We start from the raw sequence: 19,647 nt of genomic DNA, 5'->3' as shown, positions 1-19,647 counted from the left end.
TAAAAATTTAATCATTTCAAATATTGCTTCAAATGGCCATTAGAAGTCAGACGCTTTCTGGTTAGTTTAATTGTCTTATTTTCTCTTTATACAAAAAATTGATTTAGGTAACCCAATGAGCTAAAGCGTTTGAATTTAGATGCGCAGGAGCGCTGTTTTCCATAAGTTAAATGCAGAGAAAACAAAAAAAGCCAATCATGTTTAATACATAATTGGCTTTATATTTAGAGAGAAATATTTTATGCGTCTAATATTTTGAATACCCCTTTAATACTGATGATAGCACCGATAAAAAGGATAATCCATGAAACTAATGATAACACCCAGGAATCGAATGCAAAACGAGCATAAGTACCAACCATACAAACGAGTACACCAAAAATCATCATTTTATAAATCCCTGGCTGGTTAGCCGTTTTCATACTTTCTGTATTGTGCTTTAATTCGCTGTTCTCCATAATGTTTCTTTTTATGATGCAGCAAAAGTAATACTTATTGCTGAATAAATATAAATGTTTAGTAACTTTTTAATCGCTTTAGGCGCTGTTTGGCTTTATCCTTATCGCTTAAATTTTCTCCCTTGTATAATGGCTTTTCCCAATCTCCATACATTGGGTTCGGCAATACAATATATTTAACACCAAAAAAATTTTGATTTTGACTCACTTGTTCCAAAGTATTCTTCTGCTCGCGATAAAAAACATTATTAAAATCGCTTAAATTATCACCGCAAAGCATTAAAATATTGTGTGTTTCAGCAATTTTTTGGCGACGGGGCTCTTTATTTGAGGAACCTTTTGAAACCAACAAATGTACATCATCGGCATAGGGAAAACCAAAAGCCCGCAGGTTTTTCAATGTTGCTGCGTAATCTTTCTCATCGCGATTGCTTAGGTAAAAGGTTTCTATATTTTTCGAGGCGGCAAATTTCAGAAAAGCTAAGGCACCCGGAACGGTATCCGCTTTTGATAAATTGGTCCATGCGGTCCAATCTATAGGACTATAGCTTAATCCTTTCTTTATCTCGTGCCCCTGAAACGCCGAATTGTCCAGAACCGTTTCGTCAATATCCACCACAACGCAATTTGGCTTTTTACTTGTATCAGCCCAAAGCGCTTCCTTTAATGATAAACGAGCAAAATTATAAGCCTGAAAACATAAGGCCTTGTACTCGCCGGATGTCTGTTGCCACAGCACTGCATTGGTGTAATCTCTCGCTGGAGATTGAGCTTCAACAAAAAAAGGAACGAGTGTTAAAATGAGAAAGATGTATTTTTTCATAATTGCTTATTACCGAAGCAAAGATACCAACTCCATCACTTGCACAAAATTTAAGCTAATTTAATTTAACTCAATATCAAGCGCTTAGTCTTTTAGCACAAACAACTTACACCACGAGTTAACTTATTAAACGCTTAGTTAATAGATTTTACTAATTTTAAGCACACACAAATAAAATCAATCATATGAAGACCAACAAATTACTAGGGTTCGCAATAGCCCTATTTTGTCTTGCTGCCTGCAAGAAAGAAAACCCGATAATAGAGCCGCCTGTCATTGAAAAAACTGATCCCTTAGAACTGTTAAAAGATTCCGTTTTTTACATTATTGATGGAAAGCAAATGATACAAAAAAAATCAGAAGGCAGGAGTAATTCTTTAAGAAATGCTATAGCTAATGTTAAACTTGATTCGCTAGTAAAGCAGAAAGAGTACACATCGGGTGATAAAGATTCAGTGATGTTTGGAGTCGGGTTCCTCTTTGAAGATAAGGAAAGAAACGGAATTGAAATATCTCTATTAAAAAAATACAACAAAAATCAAGCTCAGCCACAAACCAACCAAACCAACTTTTTTGTACCCAAAAACAAATTAGATTTATTTTCAGTAGGCGAACGTAAATTCGCTATGGATTTTAATAGAAACAATTCACAAAACGGTGTTCTTTTTGAATTATCTGGCGATAATTATGGGCTGCAAACAAATGGATATTCTAGTCTTGTATATCATGCGCTTTTAAAGCCTGAGTTGCAAAGTCAATCTAAATTTGAAATCACAAATTTGCAAAAACTAAAATCAGGAAAATATTTGTTAGAAGCGAAATTCAATGCGTCAGTCTATCGGGGTGATGGTACCCATATTAAAAAAATTGAGAATGGATATTTACGGTTAATCATTAATCCAGAGAACCTTTATTACTAATAGGCAGAAAGCCCATTTCAGTTAAGAAACGGGCTTTTTATTTAAGTCCTCTCCAGGAGATTTAGCGGTTTATCCATTCAATGCTGCTGCACCACTTACAATCTCCGTTAACTCAGTTGTAATTGCTGCCTGACGAGCTTGATTGTAAGAAAGTTTCAATGCTTTCAACAATTCGCCAGCATTTTCAGTTGCTTTGTCCATTGATGTCATACGTGCGCCATGCTCGGATGCATGTGAATCAAGTACTGCCTTATATAATTGAATTTTAATTGATTTAGGAATCAACTGTTCCACAATCTCTTCCTGAGATGGTTCTAAAATATAATCTATATTAGTAGATTTCTTCTCAGTTTTAATTTCAGCTTCTTCTGCTTTTGGCAAAGGCAGCAATTGTTCGGTTGTAATGAACTGCACAGCTGCGTTTCTAAAACGGTTATAAACCACTTCAACTTTATCGAACTCACCTTTAATAAAGCCAGCCATAATTGCATCGGTAATTTTAGTTACGTTTTCGAAAGTCAGTGCAGAATATACTTCATTATTGTTGCCAATAACATTGTATTTACGTTTCTCGTAAAAGTCCTGAGTTTTCTTACCGATAGAAATAATGCTAACATTACCGTTCTTCAACTGCTCGCTATATTTCTCAGCTATTAAATTGTTGGCCGCTTTAATTACGTTCATGTTAAAAGCACCAGCCAAACCACGGTTTGATGATACGGTTACAATTAAAACCTTATTAGGTTCACGCTCTTGAATAAAAGGCGATGAAGAACCTTCTAAACTCGCCGAAAGGTTTCCTAAAATCTCTTTCAGTTTAGTTGCATAAGGACGTAAAGCGATAATTGCATTAGTAGCACGTTTCAACTTGGCAGCCGAAACCATTTTCATAGCTTTGGTAATTTGCTGTGTTGATTGTACCGATGCAATCCGGTTTCTTACTTCTTTTAAATTAGCCATTCTTTAAGTATCGAGTATTAAGTATCAAGTATCAAGATTGATTCATTTATCTATCTTGATACTTGATACTCGCTACTTGTATCTAATTAGTATTTACTTGAAATCTCTTTTGCTACTGTGTCTAAAACACCAGTAATGGTATCATCAAACTTACCAGCTTTTAATGCTGCTAAAGTCTCCGGATGACGCATTTCCAATTGAGTCAAATATTCTGTTTCGAACTCTTTAACTTTACTAACCGGAACGCTACGCATTAAGTTTTTAGTACCAGCGTAAACAATTGCAACTTGTTTCTCTACAGTAAACGGAGAGAATTGCGCTTGTTTCAACATTTCTACGTTACGTGCACCTTTATCTAAAACCGATTTCGTTGCAGCATCTAAGTCAGAACCGAATTTAGAGAAAGCCTCTAATTCGCGGTATTGAGCTTGATCTAACTTTAAAGTACCTGATACTTTTTTCATCGATTTAATCTGGGCGTTACCACCTACACGCGATACCGAGATACCAACGTTAATGGCCGGACGAATACCTGAGTTAAACAAGTTCGACTCTAAGAAAATCTGACCATCGGTAATCGAGATTACGTTAGTAGGAATATAGGCAGATACGTCACCCGCTTGAGTTTCGATAATCGGTAAAGCTGTTAATGAACCACCACCTTTAACGATGTGTTTAATCGACTCAGGTAAATCATTCATTGCTTTTGCGATGTCATCATTCGCGTTAATTTTCGCAGCTCTTTCTAACAAACGACTGTGTAAGTAGAAAACGTCGCCTGGATATGCCTCACGGCCCGGTGGACGACGAAGTAATAATGATACTTCACGGTAAGCAACAGCTTGTTTCGATAAATCATCATAAACAATTAAAGCTGGTCTACCTGTATCACGGAAAAACTCACCAATTGCAGCACCAGCAAACGGAGCGTAGAACTGCATTGGAGCAGGGTCAGCAGCCGAAGCAGCAACAACAACTGTATATGGTAAAGCGCCGTTTTCCTCAAGTGTACGTACAATGTTTGCAACAGTAGAGTTTTTCTGACCGATGGCTACATAAATACAGAACACAGGCTGGCCTGCTTCATAAAATTCTTTCTGATTGATAATGGTATCGATACAAACAGCAGTTTTACCAATCTGACGGTCGCCAATAACCAACTCACGCTGACCACGACCGATTGGAATCATTGCATCGATTGCTTTAATACCAGTTTGTAAAGGCTCGTTTACCGGCTGACGATAAATTACACCTGGTGCTTTACGCTCTAAAGGCATTTCGTAAGTTTCACCAAGAATTGGACCTTTACCATCCAAAGGCTCTCCTAAAGTGTTCACCACGCGCCCAAGCATACCTTCACCAACTTTAATAGAGGCAATTTTTTTGGTACGTTTAATTGTATCCCCTTCTTTGATTTCGTCAAAAGCACCCAAAAGTACCACACCAACGTTATCTTCTTCAAGGTTTAATACAATGCCTTGCAAGCCATTTGCAAATTCAACCAACTCTCCCGATTGAACTTTAGTTAAACCGTAAACGCGGGCAATACCGTCGCCCACTTGCAATACGGTACCAACTTCTTCCAGTTCGGTTTCTGATTTGAAGCCCGCCAATTGCTGTCTGATAATTGCCGATACTTCGTCTGGTCTTACCTCTACCATAATTTTAATTATATCTTTTTGTAAATGTAAATCTTATAGTCCTTTTATTATTCTGGTCCCGCCTTCTGCTTAATTTTTGTCCTTCGCTATACTCAGGATGACAAAAATACCGCTGTCAATCGGGTTTATATATTATTGTGCTGCAGCTCTTTTGCTATTTCAGATCCCTCAAAGTCAAAAACCTGTCTTGATACTTTATACTTCTAAGCCGCAAATTCTTTTTTTAGTTTGCTCAAACTGCTGGCGATACTTGCATCAAATTGCTTATCCCCAACCTTAAGTATAAATCCGCCAATCAAATTTTCGTTAACTTTTTCGTTTAACACTACCTGATTCGCACCTAATTCTTTTTTTACAATTGAAACAATTTCTTCTTTAGCTGTAGCGCTCAAAGGAGTGGCTGTTGTTACATCAGCAGTAACAATACCTTTAAGTAAATTATACTGATGTAAAAATTGTTTAGCTGTGGCAAATAATACAACCGAACGGCCCTTATTCACGACAGTTTTAAAAAATGTTAAGGTTAGCTTTCCTACTTTATCAGCAAAGATGCCATTCAATATACCAGCTTTTTTATCAAGTGGCATAATCGGATTTTTCAGTATAGCCTCAAGTTCCGGGGTTGCATCAACCACTTTTTTAAATAATACCATATCATTGTAGGCGGCCTCTAAAGTATTACCTTCAACGGCTAAATCTATCAATGATTTGGCGTACCTGCTTGCAACTTTAATTTCTGACATATATTTTGGGGTTAGCGCCTGGCGTTAAGCGTTTGCGCCTATCGCTTTACGCAATACGCTTAATTTAATTCAACGTCTTTTAACAAGTTAGCAACTAAAGCTTCTTGTTTAGTTTTATCATCTAATTGAGTGCGCAAAACACGTTCTGCAATTTCTAATGATAAAGTAGAAACCTGATCTTTAACCTCAGCTAGCGCCGCTTTCTTTTGGTTTTCGATTTCGATTTTAGCTTTCTCAATCAATTTAGCACCTTCAACCTGAGCTTGTTTTTTAGCTTCATTTAAGATACCATCTTTCAAGGTTTTAGCTTCCTTTAAAATTTCGTCGCGTTCAGCTCGTGCCTGTTGCATCAAATCCTGGTTCTGGCTGGTTAAACGAGCCATTTCCTGTTTTGCCAATTCAGCTTTGTTCAAAGCCTCATCAATACTTTGCTCACGTTCGTGAATTGCACCTAAAATAGGTTTCCAGGCGAACTTTCTAAGTAAAATCAATAAGCAGATAAACGCTAATGATGTCCAAAAAACCAATCCTATGCTTGGGGTTACTAAATCCATTTTATCTATTTTTTTTAATCTTGATTTTATTAATTAAGATAGAGTAAATAACCAATCGTTAAATACCCTATCTAATTTTTTCAGTTTGAATTATTGAGGATTATTACCTAATAATGCAACTACCACACCGAATAAAGCAGCACCCTCAATAAGGGCAGCAGCGATAATCATTGCAGTCTGAATTTTTGATGCAGCTTCCGGTTGACGAGCAATACCTTCCATTGCTTTACCACCTACCTGACCGATACCGATACCTGCACCGATTACTGCTAAACCGGCACCAATTGCCGCGATTGAACCTACCATAACTAATTTATTTATATTGATTTGTAAAAAATAGTTTCTATTAATGATGTTCTTCTACCGCCATACCTATAAATAAAGCAGTAAGTAATGTAAAAATAAAGGCCTGTAAAAATGCCACTAACAATTCCAATACATCCATAAATAAAACGAATGCAACTGAAACCGGAGCGATAGCCAATGTTTCGAAAATAAAAATTAACGATATTAAACTTAATACAATGATGTGACCGGCTGTAATGTTAGCAAACAAACGAATCATTAAAGCAAAGGGTTTTGAAATGATACCAATTAACTCAACCGGAATCATGATTGGATACAACCAAAATGGGACATCTGGTTTAAAAATGTGCTTCCAATAATACTTGTTACCGTTAATGTTAACAATTATCATTGTTCCTAAAGCCATTACAAAAGTTAAAGCGATGTTACCAGTAACGTTTGCACCACCAGGGAAAATTGGGATTAAACCAAATATATTGTTAAAAAGAATAAAGAAAAACGTGGTTAATAAATATGGCATAAACTTCGCATATTTATGACCGATATTTGGTTTAGCAATATCATCTCTGACGAAAATGATAATTGGTTCAATGAAAGATTGCAAGCCTTTTGGAGATTTACCAACACGCTTCTTGTAAGCGCCCGCAACAGAAATAAAAACGATTAGTATAACAACTATAGCAACGAACATTGCTGCAACATTCTTGGTTATAGAAAAATCTAAAACAGATGCATCTTCATCAATTTTACCATCGGCACCAACCACTTTTACATGATCTTCTTCTAAACGGTAAGTATTGTATTTACCAACGTAATCATGTTCACCATGATGAAAGTTAGCAGAAGAAAAAACTTCTAAGCCACCATTAGTATATAAAATTACCGGAAGAGGTAATGAAGTATGGCCCCAAAGATGCCACATGTGCGAATCTGCAATATGCTCCATAATCACTTTGGTAGGCTCAAATTTCTCTTTACCATGCTCAACGGCACCATGCTGACCAGAAACTGCTTCAGCAGATTCAGCAACTACACTATCAACAGGAACAACAGCGCTATCAGCTTGAGCGAAAGTATCAATTTTGATAGATAAAAATGCGATTAAAAGCGTAAAAACAACAATTACCTTCTTAACTTTTGATACTAAAACTTGGTTACAATCCATTTATTGGCAGATTTTTACTTTAAATTTTGGTGGCGCAAGTTACGCAACAGACAGTATATTTCAAAGACTGAAAACAATAAATATAAAGAAAAAAAATTTAGAAGAAATACAACGCCTATTCCCTTCTCTTTTATACTGTAAATCAACACAAAAGCCATACAAAAAATCATCTTCAGGGCAATCGATCCCATAATGGCCATAATTCCTACTTCCGGGTCTTTTTTTATCCCAATGTCAACAAGCAAATAAGCTATAAAAGTGATGCCTGCTAAGAAGCCAAACAGAAGCCAAAAGTTTTTAACGAAAAGCTGCGTATCAGGAAATAACATAGGCAAACCAGCGATAATGCCAATTAAAAGCCCGAGGAAAATTAAATATGAACTGGTAAATTTGGCTAGAGTCAATTGAATAAATTCCTTGTAAATGAAAACTTTAACAAAGATAAGATTTTAGGTGATAAGCGCCGTGAAAATGTTAAATTGTTTGTTTGATAGATTGTTGAGCCATAGTTAATCTACTTCCAAATCCAATTTCAACAACATAGCAATTCAACAACCTTCACAATCTACCTCGTTGCCTGACGAATTGCCTGATAAAGGGCGATTCCAACACCAACCAGGGCAAAAACTGCGGTAATAATGTTGTTTTCGCTATGTCTGTGTTCGTCTATTTTATAACCGATAAAAGTAAACAGCCCGATAGTCGCTATCATTTGGAAGCCTATCGCAGAATATTTCACAGCGGCATTAACCTTTTTTTTGCTGTCCTCGAGGTTTGGCTTTTCCATTTTATAATAAAATAATTAAGTTAACTTTGAATAATTTAATTTTGGCAGGTAAAATATTTTTACCGATATTTTGTTTATTGTATGTAACTAACGCGATTTTTTATAATTGAAAAAATACACCGATAAAACTTTATTCCCCTTCATTTTATTTTTCAGTACTTTCTTTATTTATGGTTGTGTGGCCAATAAAGATACTGCCGTAGACCGCAAGATGCAAAACTTAACGGCGAGGTATAACTATGTATATAACTCAAATGTATTATTAACAGAATACAATGAGGGTTTGTTGCAAACCTTTGCTGATAATTATGAGAAAATTTTACCTGTCTACTTAGATCCCGAGCCACAAGTTGTTTTGAATTTAACACCAGGTAATGCTAACAAATCCCTGGACGATATTATTTTCAAAAGCCAGACCATCATTAATGAAAAAAGCTTCAGCAATTATATCGATGATGCCTACATGCTTCTAGGTAAGGCTAATTATTTAAAAGGGAATTACTTCATCTCTTCAGAGTACTTTGATTATACTGCAAAAACCTATAAAGATAATTTAAAAACCTTTATTATGGCATTAAACTGGAAAGCCCGTAGCCAGATGGAGCTGAATAACATGGTTTTTGCTGATAAAATTCTGGATACGATGCTTCGTGCCCAGGATGAACTGAAAAAAGATCTGTCCGAACCTTTAGCCACCACGGCACAAATGCGCATTTATCAAAAAAGGCATAAAGAGGCTATGTTATTATTAGAGGCCGCGATAAAAAATGCGGATGATAAAAAATTAAAAATCCGATGGCTATTTATTCTTGCTCAATTACAGGAAAAAGAAAATGATCTTCAAAGCGCATTGATTAATTACACAAAAGTTGAAAGCAGCAATGCCCCATTTGAAATGTATTTCCATGCAAATTTGCAGCGAATTAAGCTAAGAGCATTCATCAGCGGTGTCAAAATAAATAAAGAGAAGGCATTACTAGCACTGCTGAAGGACGACAAAAATGCTGACTACACCGACCAGATATACTATCAGATTGGCGAACTCTTTTCAAAAGAAGCAAATTTCATTAAAGCAGAGGAAAATTATCAAAAATCAGCAAATAAAAGCGTCGTAAATTTAAATCAAAAAGCACTTTCATATTTGAGAATAGCCGATTTAAATTTTAATGAATTCAAGAATTATATTAAAGCAAAGGCTTATTACGACAGTACGGCGGTCGTTATGCCAAAAAATTTCCCTGATTATGAAAACATTATTAAAAAAGCGCAAAATCTTCAATATCTGTCTGACAGATATACGCTGATCTCAAAAGAAGACACATTGCAGGCAATAGCAAAGTTACCTGAAAGCGAAAGGACTGTTAAAATTAAAGATTACTTAAGGCCTAAAGTTGAGGTTTCAACAATCTCCAACACAAATGTTGGGTCCTTAAATAATCCTGATTTTATTACTCAAAGTGTTAGCGTTTCTGCTAGCAGCGGAAGCGGAAGTACATTTTATTTTAATAATAATGCCGCAATTAGTTCTGGTTTTGCCGATTTTAAAAAGCGATGGGGAAACCGGAATCTGGAAGATAACTGGCGACAGAGTGTACGTACTTCGGCACAGGAAACCAATCAGATATTATCGGGTGGAAATGTAGCAAACGGCATCACACCAATCAATAATGGTAACACTGGCACATCTGCAGATCAAACATCTTTAGAAAAACAGTTTGCAGATGCACTTCCTTTTACACCTGCCTCAGTTGCAGCGTCTAATCAAAAAATAATCGACGCTTACTTTGAAATAGCAAGCTTTTATCAGCAGGAATTAAATGATAGGAACGAGTCGAATAAAGTATATCTCGAGCTTTTGAGACGATTTCCGGAGAACTATCATCTTGCGGCGATATATTACAGCCTATATTTGAATTATAAAGGTACAAAAGAGGCAAATGAATATCGTCAATTGGTTTTAACTAGATTCCCGCAATCTGATTTTGCGAAAATAATTATAGACCCATCATATTCCGTGAAACAAGATGTGCTCGAAAATGCAATCAACCAAAAATATAATATTGCATTTGACGCATACGCTAAAAAAGAATATACAGATGTAATTAAGCAGGCAAATGAAAATATAACGGCTTTCCCAACCAGTAGTTTAGCACCCCAATATGCCTATTTAAAAGCCATTTCAATTGGTAGAACTTCGAAAGTTGATGCGCTTTTGACAGAATTCAATTTAATTACAGCACTTTATCCAAATGATTTAATCATTACACCATTAGTGAGAGACCATTTAAAATATATTGACGCCAATATTGAAGAATTTAAACAGAGACCAGTTGCGCTTATAGATTTCGATTCGAATGAACCGAGGTTTGTAAATCAGGCGGGACCAGTTAATGCGAAACCAAAACCAATAGAAAGCATTAACGCTGCTATCACGACTGAAACCGACACAAAGCCTATTGAGAAAGCGCCGGCAAAAACAGCTGATAATAAAACAGATGTGGATAAGCCCCTAAGCATATTTAGTACGGCAACGTCAAATACATATTATTATGTAATAGATGTTGCAGATGCTTCCTTAACTTTGAGCTCTTCAAGATTTGGAATTGGCCAGTTTAATCGTGGGAACTACCCGGATAATGATTTGGCCCATAAATTGGTAGAGTTAGACGATGACCAATTGATTTATGTAACCAGTTTTGTGGATTTAGAAGATGCACAAATTTATGAAGAAAGCATTAAAGGGCAATTGAAAAATATAATGAAAGTGCCCGCCAGCAAATACAAAAGCTTCATCATCAGTAAAGAAAATTTCGAAAAACTAACGGATAGAACACGTGTTAACGAATATCTGGAGTTTTACAAAAACAATTATTAAAATGAATAAACCCCTTTCTGCAGCCGACATTAAAAGATATAACCTTCGAATCTGGAAAGTTGTAATCGGTGGTATCGCTTTATTTGCCATTTTCATCTCCATGATAGGATTTGGTCTTTTTGGTAGCTTACCTTCATTCAGAGATATTGAACACCCCAAAAGTAACCAGGCATCCGAAATTATTGCGGAGGATGGCAGAACGCTTGGAACCTATTTTGTTCAAAACCGTTCGAATGTTACTTATAAGGAGATTTCGCCAAATGTAATCAATGGCTTAATTGCTACAGAAGACACCCGTTTTAAAGAGCACTCCGGAATTGATTTTCAACGTACATTCACTATCATAGGCTATAATTTGATCGGAAAAAAACAGGGTGGCAGCACGATTACGCAGCAGCTGGCATTGAATTTATTTTCTGAAGAAGGCAGGCAGCGGAATTTTTTTAAACGTGTGATGCAGAAATTTAAAGAATGGGTTGTTGCAGTTAAACTGGAAAGGAATTATACCAAAGAAGAAATTATTACCATGTATCTAAATACAGTAGATTTCGGTAATCAAGCCTATGGAATTAAATCGGCTGCAAGGGTTTACTTTAATACAACGCCAGATAAACTAACGGTTCCCCAGGCGGCAACATTAGTTGGTATGCAAAAAGGCATCACCATGTATTCTCCTACACGAAATCCCGAACGTTCGAAAGCAAGAAGAAATACAGTTATGGCTATGATGGTTAAATCTGATTTTCTAACGCAACAGCAGTTTGAAGAGGAAAAAGAAACACCCTTAAATTTACATTTTAATGCGGCTACTGTAAACGATGGTATCGCTCCTTATTTCCGTTCGGTTCTTAAAAATGATATTAAAGGCATCTTTGAAGAACAGGGCATTACAAAACCCGACGGAAGTTCTTACGACCTGGACCGTGATGGTTTAAAGATTTATACAACCTTGAATTACGACATGCAGGAATATGCAGAAGCTGCCCAGAAAGAATACATGAAAACACTTCAGGCGCAGTTTTTGAATAGCTGGAGGGGAAGAAATCCTTTTAAAGATAAAGCTTTACAAATTGAACAGGGAATTAAACGTTCTGACAGATATAAAGCCGCAAAACTGGAGGGCAAAACCGATGACGAAATCAAAAACGAATTTAACACTCCCACAAACCTGACGATATTTACCTGGAAAGGAAATGTAGATACTACAATGAAACCGATAGATTCTGTTCGTTATTACAAAATGCTTTTACGCAATGCCATGATGAGTATGGATCCGACCACGGGTTATGTAAAAGCCTGGGTTGGTGGCATTAATTATGAGCATTTTAAATATGATCAGGTAAAAATGGGTACGCGTCAGGTGGGTTCAACAGCGAAACCTTTTACCTATGCTGTAGCCGTAGAAAATGGCTTTTCGCCCTGCTTAACCGTTCCAAACGTTCCGGTTACAATTGATGGTTATGGAGCGCCTTACACACCAAGATCTTCAGGAAAACCACTTGAGGGTGCCATAACTCTACAAAAAGCACTTGCTTATTCCCAGAACTATGTAACGGCCTACCTGATGAAACAGGTCGGGCCAGTAGCTGTTGCAAACCTGGCCACTAAAATGGGTATACCTAATGTACCTGCATACCCATCAATCTGTTTAGGTTCGTTTGATGCATCAGTATACAACATGGTAGGTGCATATGGGGCCTTCGCAAATAAAGGTATTTATACACAACCTGTTTATTTATTAAGGATCGAAGATAAAAATGGAGTAGTACTTTTCTCTCAAAAACCGATACCAAAACCTGTTATGAGCGAAGAGGTAGCCTATGTTATGACGAGAATGCTAAAAGGTGTTGTAACCGGCGGCACCGGCTACCGCCTTATTAATAAGTATAAAGTTAACGCACCAATTGGCGGCAAAACCGGAACAACGCAGAACAACTCCGACGGTTGGTTTATGGCGATAACACCTCAATTGGTAACTGGTATCTGGACTGGTTGCGAAGACAGGGCGTTTCACTTCTTAAGTACCAATCAGGGTGAAGGTGCTAACACCGCATTACCCATTTTTGCAGGGTTCATTAAAAGAGTTTATTCAAATCCTAAATTGAAAATTAGTCATGCGGATTTTGATGCACCTAAATCAGGTATTTCTATTGTATTCGACTGTAATCAGTATCAAAAAGAAGAGGAAGGAACAACCGAACTTGACGAAAAATTAGGATTTTAATCTAATCAGAAACTAAATTCAGTGTTAAATATGAGCATTCTTGGCCTTAAATGGTATGATCTTGAGTAAGTAGCAATATCTGAAATACTTTGCGAAACATATTTTAATGTATTAGTTAAATTTTTACCACTTATACCGATGTTAATTTTGTTTTTCTTAATTATATAATTAGCATTAAAATCAACAAAACTATATTGCATTTTTTTGTCCTCAAAACTGAATCTATACAGCTCACTTCGGATAGCCAGATTAATTTTATCGCTTATTTTTGTAGTAACCTTTGCAAAGCTGGCGTTATCAGATGTTAATTTAGTTTCCGTTGATTTAATTTTGCTAATTGCCCAGTTTGCCCCAATTTCATAGTTAAAGAAGCCATCAAAAACAGAATGCAACTCCATTCCCCAGTTATAGGAATCTGCCTTAAAATTTATAATAGGGCCACTGTTAACCTGGTTTTTATATGTTGAGGCAGAAAAACCAACATCAACCTTCAAATTATTTTTTATTTTTTTTAAAGCAAAACTAAGGTCTGAACTAAAACTAAATAGCATTTTATTTTTTACCTTAATTTTTTCTATTTGGGTATAATTCTTTTGAAGAATATAGTTCGACGCAAAAAAATTGAAGTATTTTAAATATAAAAAATTGATGTTTGCAAATACTAAACTGGAAAAATTACCAGTTGTAAAATTAGTTAAAAAAGTACTGCTCTCAAGTTGATTAAAGGATTTCGCACCTTTTGAAAAGGTATTATAATCAGTCAACAAATAATTATCGTAAATATCGTCAATACCCGAGTTCTTTTTATTGTAGGAATAATGCGAAGTAACTTTATTATTCTCGTTAATTATCCAATTAAATCCAACTTTTGGATTTATATAAATAGGGTATTGATGATTTGAATATTCGACAGTCTTCTTAAAATTCAATAATTGATGAATTTCTGAATCAGTAAAAATTACCGCCTTACCGAACTTATAACTATATTTGATGCCTGCGTATATATCACCAACATTGTAGTTCAGGTAGTTGCTGTAAAGATCACTAATGTGCGCATTTTCCTTATCTTCTTCAAATGATAATCTGGAGGTTAAAAGATCCTGACTGAGCTGAAATCCCGATTTAAAATTAACAGCACTCTTTCCAATTAAATTAATTTCAATTCCAATATATTGTGTCTTATTGTTTATGTCTTGATTTGTTGACGAGATATTTGATAAATTAAGTAAGTTTGCAAATAAAAAGTTATTAGATTGAAAATTTTGTAAACTATTCTGTTTAATATACCTGCCGGTTAAAATAAGGGCGCTACTGTCATTGTATTTATCTGTATATTTAAAATCATAATCAATTAACGAATCGTCATTTTGCAAATTATTAATATTAAGTACATCATTCAGGTTTAAATTATTATCCAAATTTTCCTTACCTAATTTCAACTTACTGTTTACAGTTAACATTTGGGTTTTCGAAATATCAAAAATTAGATCGAGTTTGTTAAAGTTGGTAAATTGCCTGCCAGAAATCATATTGTCTATCTTGTTTACATATACATCAGAACCTAACCTAAATTGGTCGTAACCATCATTAATAAATCTATTACTACCCCGATTAAATAAATTAGTTAATTTCAACTTTAGGTTTTTATTTAAATTAAATATCAAATTAACTGAAGCCAATTTGGTGGTTGTAAAATCAGCCCGATCATTATTCAGGTTATTAACCGGGATAGAAAATGAAAAAAGTTTTTTGTTATTTATGTCATCGCCGATATTCCCAATTGCCTCTGAATTAGACGGATAAATTAAGGAGTTTAACTCACCGGTAACGTCGTTTCCAACATTATTTGCGTTTCCTAACATGTAAATCTTCATTTTTTCACCAAATGACATCACGTTAAGGTGATTATCAAAATTGTTATTTATTCCATATCCTAAATTCAGATCTCCAAAAAATTGCCTTTTTAAACTGTCCTTTAATTTCAAATTAATTGCAACTCTATCGCTATTTTCAATTCCTTTGAGCAACCGATTATTTGAGTATTTTTTATAGACTTCCACACTACCGATAGTATTGGCTTTCATGTTCTTTGTTAAAACTCTATAGCCTTTTTCAAAAAAATCATCCCCTTCTACCATTATTTTTTCGACTTCCTGATTTCCGATCCAAATAGTTCCATCTTTGGAAACACTTAATCCCGGTATTCTTTTCAACAAATCCTCAACGACGTTTTCATTTCCTTTGGCAAAAAAATTGGCATCAAAAATAATTGTATCTCCTTTTGTGGTTATTGGCCTTTTTGCCTGGATAATAACTTCATTGAGTTTGAAGTCTTCGGCAATTAAAATTTGGTTTAACTCATATGCCTCACCAGTCTTAATTTCTATTAAACCAGTTTTCTTTTTGTAAGAAATTGAACTAAAATCTACCTGGAAATCACCTGGAGTATTTATATTAACGGAATAGTGGCCATTTTTATCTGTAAAGGTGAAAGCTAAAATGGTTTGCGTTTTAGCAAACCTTATAGTGACATTAACTGCCGTTAATGGCTCTGAATTTTGATCACTTATTTTCCCAAATATTTTTATTTGTGCAGGTAAATTTTCACTACAAAAGAAAAAAATTATCGAAGTATAAATGAATAATTTTTTCAAGATAAAATTATTTTTTATCTAGCTCCCATTCATAGACACGCTCTATAGCTTCGCCAATTTCTGTTGAAATAGAATAATTACTTACCGTTACTTTAACCCCTGTTTTTTTTGGAATCTTAGATAAGATCCTTTCCATGTATTGTTTCCCAAAGGCGTTTGCATTTTTGAGATTTTTCACGAATTGCTGCAAAGAAATTTTCACATCGTAATTCGACATTAATTTATTAAAATCTACAGTTTCTTTACTTGGAATTTCAATCTTTCTGGCGTTAATCAACACAAAATTATTATCATCTTTAATTTCTAAAATTAACCCAGGCAAGCCCCAGAATTTTAAGGGGCCAAAGGTTGTTGGTATGTCTGGGGTATACCAGGCAACATAATTACGTCCCCTGAAATAGCCTTCAGCCTTTAAACAATTTAAATCGTTAATTTTTTTATGGTCATTTATTAAATTCCAATCTATTTTTACAGCACTTTCTTTTATTAAATATGTTTTATCATCAAATGATTTTGTTCTTGTTAACAAAGTATCCAGATCATTTCGTAAAATAGTCCCATATGGCATTTTAATATTCCTGACGGCCGTAATTATATACTGGTCATTTAAATTGTCTCTGGCAATGCTATCCCTTAATTTTTTATTAATTATTTCAAAAAAGGATACGGAGCTATTAAAATAAAGATTTGCTACGCTGCTGGTATCGCCGTTTATTGAATAATTATATTCTATTTTATTCAATTTTTCTTGAGCATGGCTAACTTTAAAAAACAGGCAGAAAATTGATATAAGAAAAAAATTTTTCATTTGATCATCGTTTAGTAAAACACAAAAGCGTAATTCAGCTTTTGTGTTTTAATATATCCGCTTTATTATTATGCAAGTTCTTTAATTAACTGAGCTGCAAAAGCACCTGCCGCCTTTCCGGCTTCTATACAATTATCTGCAGTAAAAGATAAATCGTTTTTCACTAACAAATTAAAGTTCATAACACCGGGAGCATTTACTTTTACAACAAATTCACAATGGATTTTCACTGTACACCCTCCAATATCCATTTGATTGGTTCCGGTTTTTGCCATAGAAACATTCTTTACTGCCTGATGAGATGTAATCGAACTGAACTCAGTCAACCTGCTGCCTTTTATAGCTTTTTTTGTGATACTGCTAGATGCAAATGCGCCAAAAGCAATAAACATTATTCCGAATAGTAAAATCAGTCTTTTCATTTTCTTCTGTTTAAATTAGAGTTAAAAATCAGTTATTTTATTACTCGCGAAGTAATATCCAAACGTATATGTTAAAATTAAATATTCCTAAACGCTATATGTTTAAATTATAGGTGATGTGTTTAAATCATTTATATTTCAACTTTTTTTTAAAAAAATGATTATTAAGAGCTACAAACAACTGCACAATTATCCAAAAGCCAATCCTCGCAAGGCCGAATTGGAGGTAAATAAAACGCCATAGGTATCTTATTTTAAATATCACCATAAAGGAGAAACTCAAGAAAATAATTAGCTGCAGATAATACCTTGCGACCTAACACAATGAATGGCTAACCAAGTACTAAACAATCATTCTATTAACAGATTAGCCCATATTGAAATTGGTTTTCTATCTTTACTGCGAATATGAGCAGTTTCGACCATAAGACCGCATTGATGGCGATTCCCCATAAACCTGGGGTGTATCAATATTGGGATGCTGACGGAAAGTTAATGTACATCGGAAAGGCAAAAGATTTACGTAACCGGGTTGGTTCCTATTTTAACGGTGATAAAAATCAATTTAATGGTAAAACCAGGGTGCTGGTTTCCAAAATCAGAAAAATAACTTTTACTATTGTTGATACTGAAATCGACGCCTGGTTGCTGGAAAACAGCCTTATAAAAAAGCACCAGCCTAAGTTTAACATTAATTTAAAGGACGATAAAACCTATCCCTGGATTATCGTCAAAAATGAAAATTTCCCCCGAATTTACTGGACAAGGAAGGTGATTAAAGATGGCTCTACCTATTTCGGCCCATATGGTTCAATAGGTATGATGCATACCATATTAGATTTGATAAAGGAATCCTATCCGTTAAGAACATGCTCCTTACCACTAAACGAGAAAAATATTTCCGAAGGGAAATTTAAAGTTTGCCTTGAATATCAGATCGGCAATTGCAAAGGACCTTGCCAGGCTTATCAAACAGAAAGTAATTATGATAAAAATATCGCCGAGATAAAGGAAATACTAAATGGCAAGATTGGTAATGTTATCCGGGATGTTAAAAACGTTATCAAAACGGCTTCAGAAGATTTAAATTTTGAATTGGCACACCAATATTCCAGAAGATTACAGGTATTAGAAAAATACCAAAGTAAATCAACGGTTGTTAATAGTGCAATTACCAATGTCGACGTGGTTAGTATCGCATCGGATGAACGTTACGCCTTTGTGAATTACCTCAAGGTGATGAACGGAACAATCATACAAACACAAACCATTGAGGTAAAAAAGCAGTTAGATGAAAGTGATGATGAAATTTTAACCCTTGCATTGCTTGATTTCAGAACAAAATTCAATAGCACATCCAGAGAAATTATAGTTCCCTTTGAACCAACGCTTGAAGATGAAAGCTTGCGTTTCACTGTACCAAAACTCGGAGAAAAAAAGAAGCTCTTAGAACTCTCGCAAAAGAATGTCTTATTCTTTAAGAAAGAAAAACTAAATCAGTATGAAAAATTAAATCCTGATTTACGCACCGACAGGATTTTAGCCACCATGCAAAAGGATTTACGTTTAACGCAACTCCCTAAGCATATAGAATGTTTTGACAACTCTAACTTTCAGGGTAAATTTCCTGTGTCAGCAATCGTGGTTTTTAAAGACGCAAAACCTTCTAAAAAAGATTATCGACATTTCAATGTGAAAACTGTCGAAGGTCCAAATGATTTTGCAACCATGGAAGAGGCGGTTTTCCGTCGCTATAAGCGCATGCTGGAAGAAAACCAACCACTACCCCAGCTAATTATTATAGATGGTGGTAAAGGGCAACTTTCGTCAGCCGTAAAAAGTTTAAGGTTACTCGGAATTGAACATAAAGTGACCATAATTGGCATTGCAAAAAGACTGGAAGAATTATTTTATCCCGGAGACAATTATCCGCTTTACCTGGATAAAAAATCTGAAACGCTAAAGATTATCCAGCAATTGCGCGATGAAGCCCACCGTTTCGGAATTACTTTCCATAGGAAGAAAAGAGACCAGGGAACATTAAAGACTGAATTGGAACAGATTCCTGCGATAGGAAAAACAACGGCCGACAGGTTATTAACTCATTTTAAATCGGTTAAAAAAATAAAAGAAGCGACAGAAAAGGAATTGGGCGAAGTACTTAATAAAAAGCAGGTTGCTACGCTTTTGGCGTATTTTAATCAGACCTAAATTATAGTTTATGAAATTTTATTCATTTCTTCCAGTATGACCATTTTAAAAACAAAAAGCTTCGATAAATCGAAGC

17 protein-coding genes are annotated in these 19,647 nt (G+C 35.1%); 4 read left to right on the top strand and 13 right to left on the bottom strand.

All coding sequences use genetic code 11. The annotated features are described in order from the left end of the window. Window positions 1-239: 239 nt before the first annotated feature. Both ASF92_RS03600 and ASF92_RS03595 read right to left on the bottom strand, forming a co-directional pair. Entirely contained in the window at window positions 240-458 is a 219-nt protein-coding gene (locus tag ASF92_RS03600) for a hypothetical protein (protein WP_056087881.1), read from the bottom strand. 58 nt (window positions 459-516) lie between these two features. Further along, window positions 517-1,281, bottom strand: a complete 765-nt coding sequence (locus tag ASF92_RS03595) for a 5'-nucleotidase, lipoprotein e(P4) family (RefSeq protein ID WP_056087878.1) — start codon at window positions 1,279-1,281, stop codon at window positions 517-519. 185 nt (window positions 1,282-1,466) lie between these two features. Here ASF92_RS03595 and ASF92_RS03590 point away from each other — a divergent pair, with 185 nt between their 5' ends. Then, window positions 1,467-2,201, top strand: a complete 735-nt coding sequence (locus ASF92_RS03590; RefSeq protein ID WP_056087877.1) for a hypothetical protein — start codon at window positions 1,467-1,469, stop codon at window positions 2,199-2,201. Between the two features lie 69 nt (window positions 2,202-2,270). Here the strand turns inward: ASF92_RS03590 and atpG are convergent, their stop codons facing one another. From atpG to ASF92_RS03550, 8 genes are all read right to left on the bottom strand, one after another. Then, window positions 2,271-3,161 carry an ATP synthase F1 subunit gamma gene (gene atpG, locus ASF92_RS03585; protein WP_056087874.1) on the bottom strand — a complete coding sequence of 297 codons (891 nt, stop codon included), beginning with the start codon at window positions 3,159-3,161 and terminating at the stop codon, window positions 2,271-2,273. Between the two features lie 86 nt (window positions 3,162-3,247). Next, window positions 3,248-4,822 carry a F0F1 ATP synthase subunit alpha gene (gene atpA / locus ASF92_RS03580; protein WP_056087870.1) on the bottom strand — a complete coding sequence of 525 codons (1,575 nt, stop codon included), beginning with the start codon at window positions 4,820-4,822 and terminating at the stop codon, window positions 3,248-3,250. Window positions 4,823-5,025: 203 nt separating this feature from the next. Continuing rightward, a complete protein-coding gene (gene atpH / locus ASF92_RS03575) occupies window positions 5,026-5,565 on the bottom strand; it encodes an ATP synthase F1 subunit delta (RefSeq protein ID WP_056087868.1) in 540 nt (179 codons plus the stop codon). A gap of 59 nt (window positions 5,566-5,624) precedes the next feature. After that, on the bottom strand, window positions 5,625-6,119 hold the full coding sequence (locus tag ASF92_RS03570) for a F0F1 ATP synthase subunit B (protein WP_056087866.1): 495 nt from the start codon (window positions 6,117-6,119) through the stop codon (window positions 5,625-5,627). Between the two features lie 90 nt (window positions 6,120-6,209). Continuing rightward, a complete protein-coding gene (gene atpE / locus ASF92_RS03565; protein WP_056087863.1) occupies window positions 6,210-6,425 on the bottom strand; it encodes an ATP synthase F0 subunit C in 216 nt (71 codons plus the stop codon). Window positions 6,426-6,465: 40 nt separating this feature from the next. Then, window positions 6,466-7,590 carry a F0F1 ATP synthase subunit A gene (gene atpB / locus ASF92_RS03560; RefSeq protein WP_056087858.1) on the bottom strand — a complete coding sequence of 375 codons (1,125 nt, stop codon included), beginning with the start codon at window positions 7,588-7,590 and terminating at the stop codon, window positions 6,466-6,468. 14 nt (window positions 7,591-7,604) lie between these two features. Then, on the bottom strand, window positions 7,605-7,994 hold the full coding sequence (locus ASF92_RS03555) for a hypothetical protein (RefSeq protein WP_231729732.1): 390 nt from the start codon (window positions 7,992-7,994) through the stop codon (window positions 7,605-7,607). Between the two features lie 161 nt (window positions 7,995-8,155). Next, the gene (locus ASF92_RS03550) at window positions 8,156-8,377 is read right to left on the bottom strand and encodes an AtpZ/AtpI family protein (RefSeq protein WP_056087856.1); all 222 of its coding nucleotides are present in this window, start codon (window positions 8,375-8,377) and stop codon (window positions 8,156-8,158) included. Between the two features lie 106 nt (window positions 8,378-8,483). On the opposite strand from ASF92_RS03550, the gene ASF92_RS03545 reads away from it, so the two are divergent. Both ASF92_RS03545 and ASF92_RS03540 read left to right on the top strand, forming a co-directional pair. Then, window positions 8,484-11,252, top strand: coding sequence for a lipopolysaccharide assembly protein LapB (locus ASF92_RS03545; protein WP_056087853.1), 2,769 nt, complete (start codon window positions 8,484-8,486; stop codon window positions 11,250-11,252). A gap of 1 nt (window position 11,253) precedes the next feature. After that, entirely contained in the window at window positions 11,254-13,476 is a 2,223-nt protein-coding gene (locus tag ASF92_RS03540) for a transglycosylase domain-containing protein (protein ID WP_056087850.1), read from the top strand. Between the two features lie 5 nt (window positions 13,477-13,481). On the opposite strand, the gene ASF92_RS03535 is transcribed toward ASF92_RS03540, so the two are convergent. The 3 genes from ASF92_RS03535 to ASF92_RS03525 all read right to left on the bottom strand — a co-directional run bounded on the left by ASF92_RS03535 (window position 13,482) and on the right by ASF92_RS03525 (window position 17,360). After that, a complete protein-coding gene (locus tag ASF92_RS03535) occupies window positions 13,482-16,130 on the bottom strand; it encodes a carboxypeptidase-like regulatory domain-containing protein (RefSeq protein WP_056087847.1) in 2,649 nt (882 codons plus the stop codon). A gap of 7 nt (window positions 16,131-16,137) precedes the next feature. Continuing rightward, a complete protein-coding gene (locus tag ASF92_RS03530; RefSeq protein ID WP_056087844.1) occupies window positions 16,138-16,938 on the bottom strand; it encodes a GLPGLI family protein in 801 nt (266 codons plus the stop codon). 68 nt (window positions 16,939-17,006) lie between these two features. Next, window positions 17,007-17,360, bottom strand: coding sequence for a hypothetical protein (locus ASF92_RS03525; protein ID WP_056087843.1), 354 nt, complete (start codon window positions 17,358-17,360; stop codon window positions 17,007-17,009). A gap of 408 nt (window positions 17,361-17,768) precedes the next feature. Here ASF92_RS03525 and uvrC point away from each other — a divergent pair, with 408 nt between their 5' ends. Next, entirely contained in the window at window positions 17,769-19,571 is a 1,803-nt protein-coding gene (uvrC, locus tag ASF92_RS03520; protein WP_056087840.1) for an excinuclease ABC subunit UvrC, read from the top strand. Window positions 19,572-19,647: the final 76 nt, after the last annotated feature.

It is taken from the genome of Pedobacter sp. Leaf176, assembly GCF_001424305.1.
Classification (GTDB): Bacteria; Bacteroidota; Bacteroidia; order Sphingobacteriales; family Sphingobacteriaceae; genus Pedobacter.
The sequence above is the reverse complement of the archived record's forward strand: the minus strand, read 5'-3'. Positions and strand labels throughout refer to the sequence as shown.

What these genes read in the sequence shown, in the direction of transcription:
- ASF92_RS03600 (WP_056087881.1), bottom strand. Translation starts at nt 458, where the DNA reads ATGGAGAACAGCGAATTAAAGCACAATACAGAAAGTATGAAAACGGCT.
- ASF92_RS03595 (WP_056087878.1), bottom strand. Translation starts at nt 1,281, where the DNA reads ATGAAAAAATACATCTTTCTCATTTTAACACTCGTTCCTTTTTTTGTT.
- ASF92_RS03590 (WP_056087877.1), top strand. Translation starts at nt 1,467, where the DNA reads ATGAAGACCAACAAATTACTAGGGTTCGCAATAGCCCTATTTTGTCTT.
- atpG (WP_056087874.1), bottom strand. Translation starts at nt 3,161, where the DNA reads ATGGCTAATTTAAAAGAAGTAAGAAACCGGATTGCATCGGTACAATCA.
- atpA (WP_056087870.1), bottom strand. Translation starts at nt 4,822, where the DNA reads ATGGTAGAGGTAAGACCAGACGAAGTATCGGCAATTATCAGACAGCAA.
- atpH (WP_056087868.1), bottom strand. Translation starts at nt 5,565, where the DNA reads ATGTCAGAAATTAAAGTTGCAAGCAGGTACGCCAAATCATTGATAGAT.
- ASF92_RS03570 (WP_056087866.1), bottom strand. Translation starts at nt 6,119, where the DNA reads ATGGATTTAGTAACCCCAAGCATAGGATTGGTTTTTTGGACATCATTA.
- atpE (WP_056087863.1), bottom strand. Translation starts at nt 6,425, where the DNA reads ATGGTAGGTTCAATCGCGGCAATTGGTGCCGGTTTAGCAGTAATCGGT.
- atpB (WP_056087858.1), bottom strand. Translation starts at nt 7,590, where the DNA reads ATGGATTGTAACCAAGTTTTAGTATCAAAAGTTAAGAAGGTAATTGTT.
- ASF92_RS03550 (WP_056087856.1), bottom strand. Translation starts at nt 8,377, where the DNA reads ATGGAAAAGCCAAACCTCGAGGACAGCAAAAAAAAGGTTAATGCCGCT.
- ASF92_RS03540 (WP_056087850.1), top strand. Translation starts at nt 11,254, where the DNA reads ATGAATAAACCCCTTTCTGCAGCCGACATTAAAAGATATAACCTTCGA.
- ASF92_RS03530 (WP_056087844.1), bottom strand. Translation starts at nt 16,938, where the DNA reads ATGAAAAATTTTTTTCTTATATCAATTTTCTGCCTGTTTTTTAAAGTT.
- ASF92_RS03525 (WP_056087843.1), bottom strand. Translation starts at nt 17,360, where the DNA reads ATGAAAAGACTGATTTTACTATTCGGAATAATGTTTATTGCTTTTGGC.
- uvrC (WP_056087840.1), top strand. Translation starts at nt 17,769, where the DNA reads ATGAGCAGTTTCGACCATAAGACCGCATTGATGGCGATTCCCCATAAA.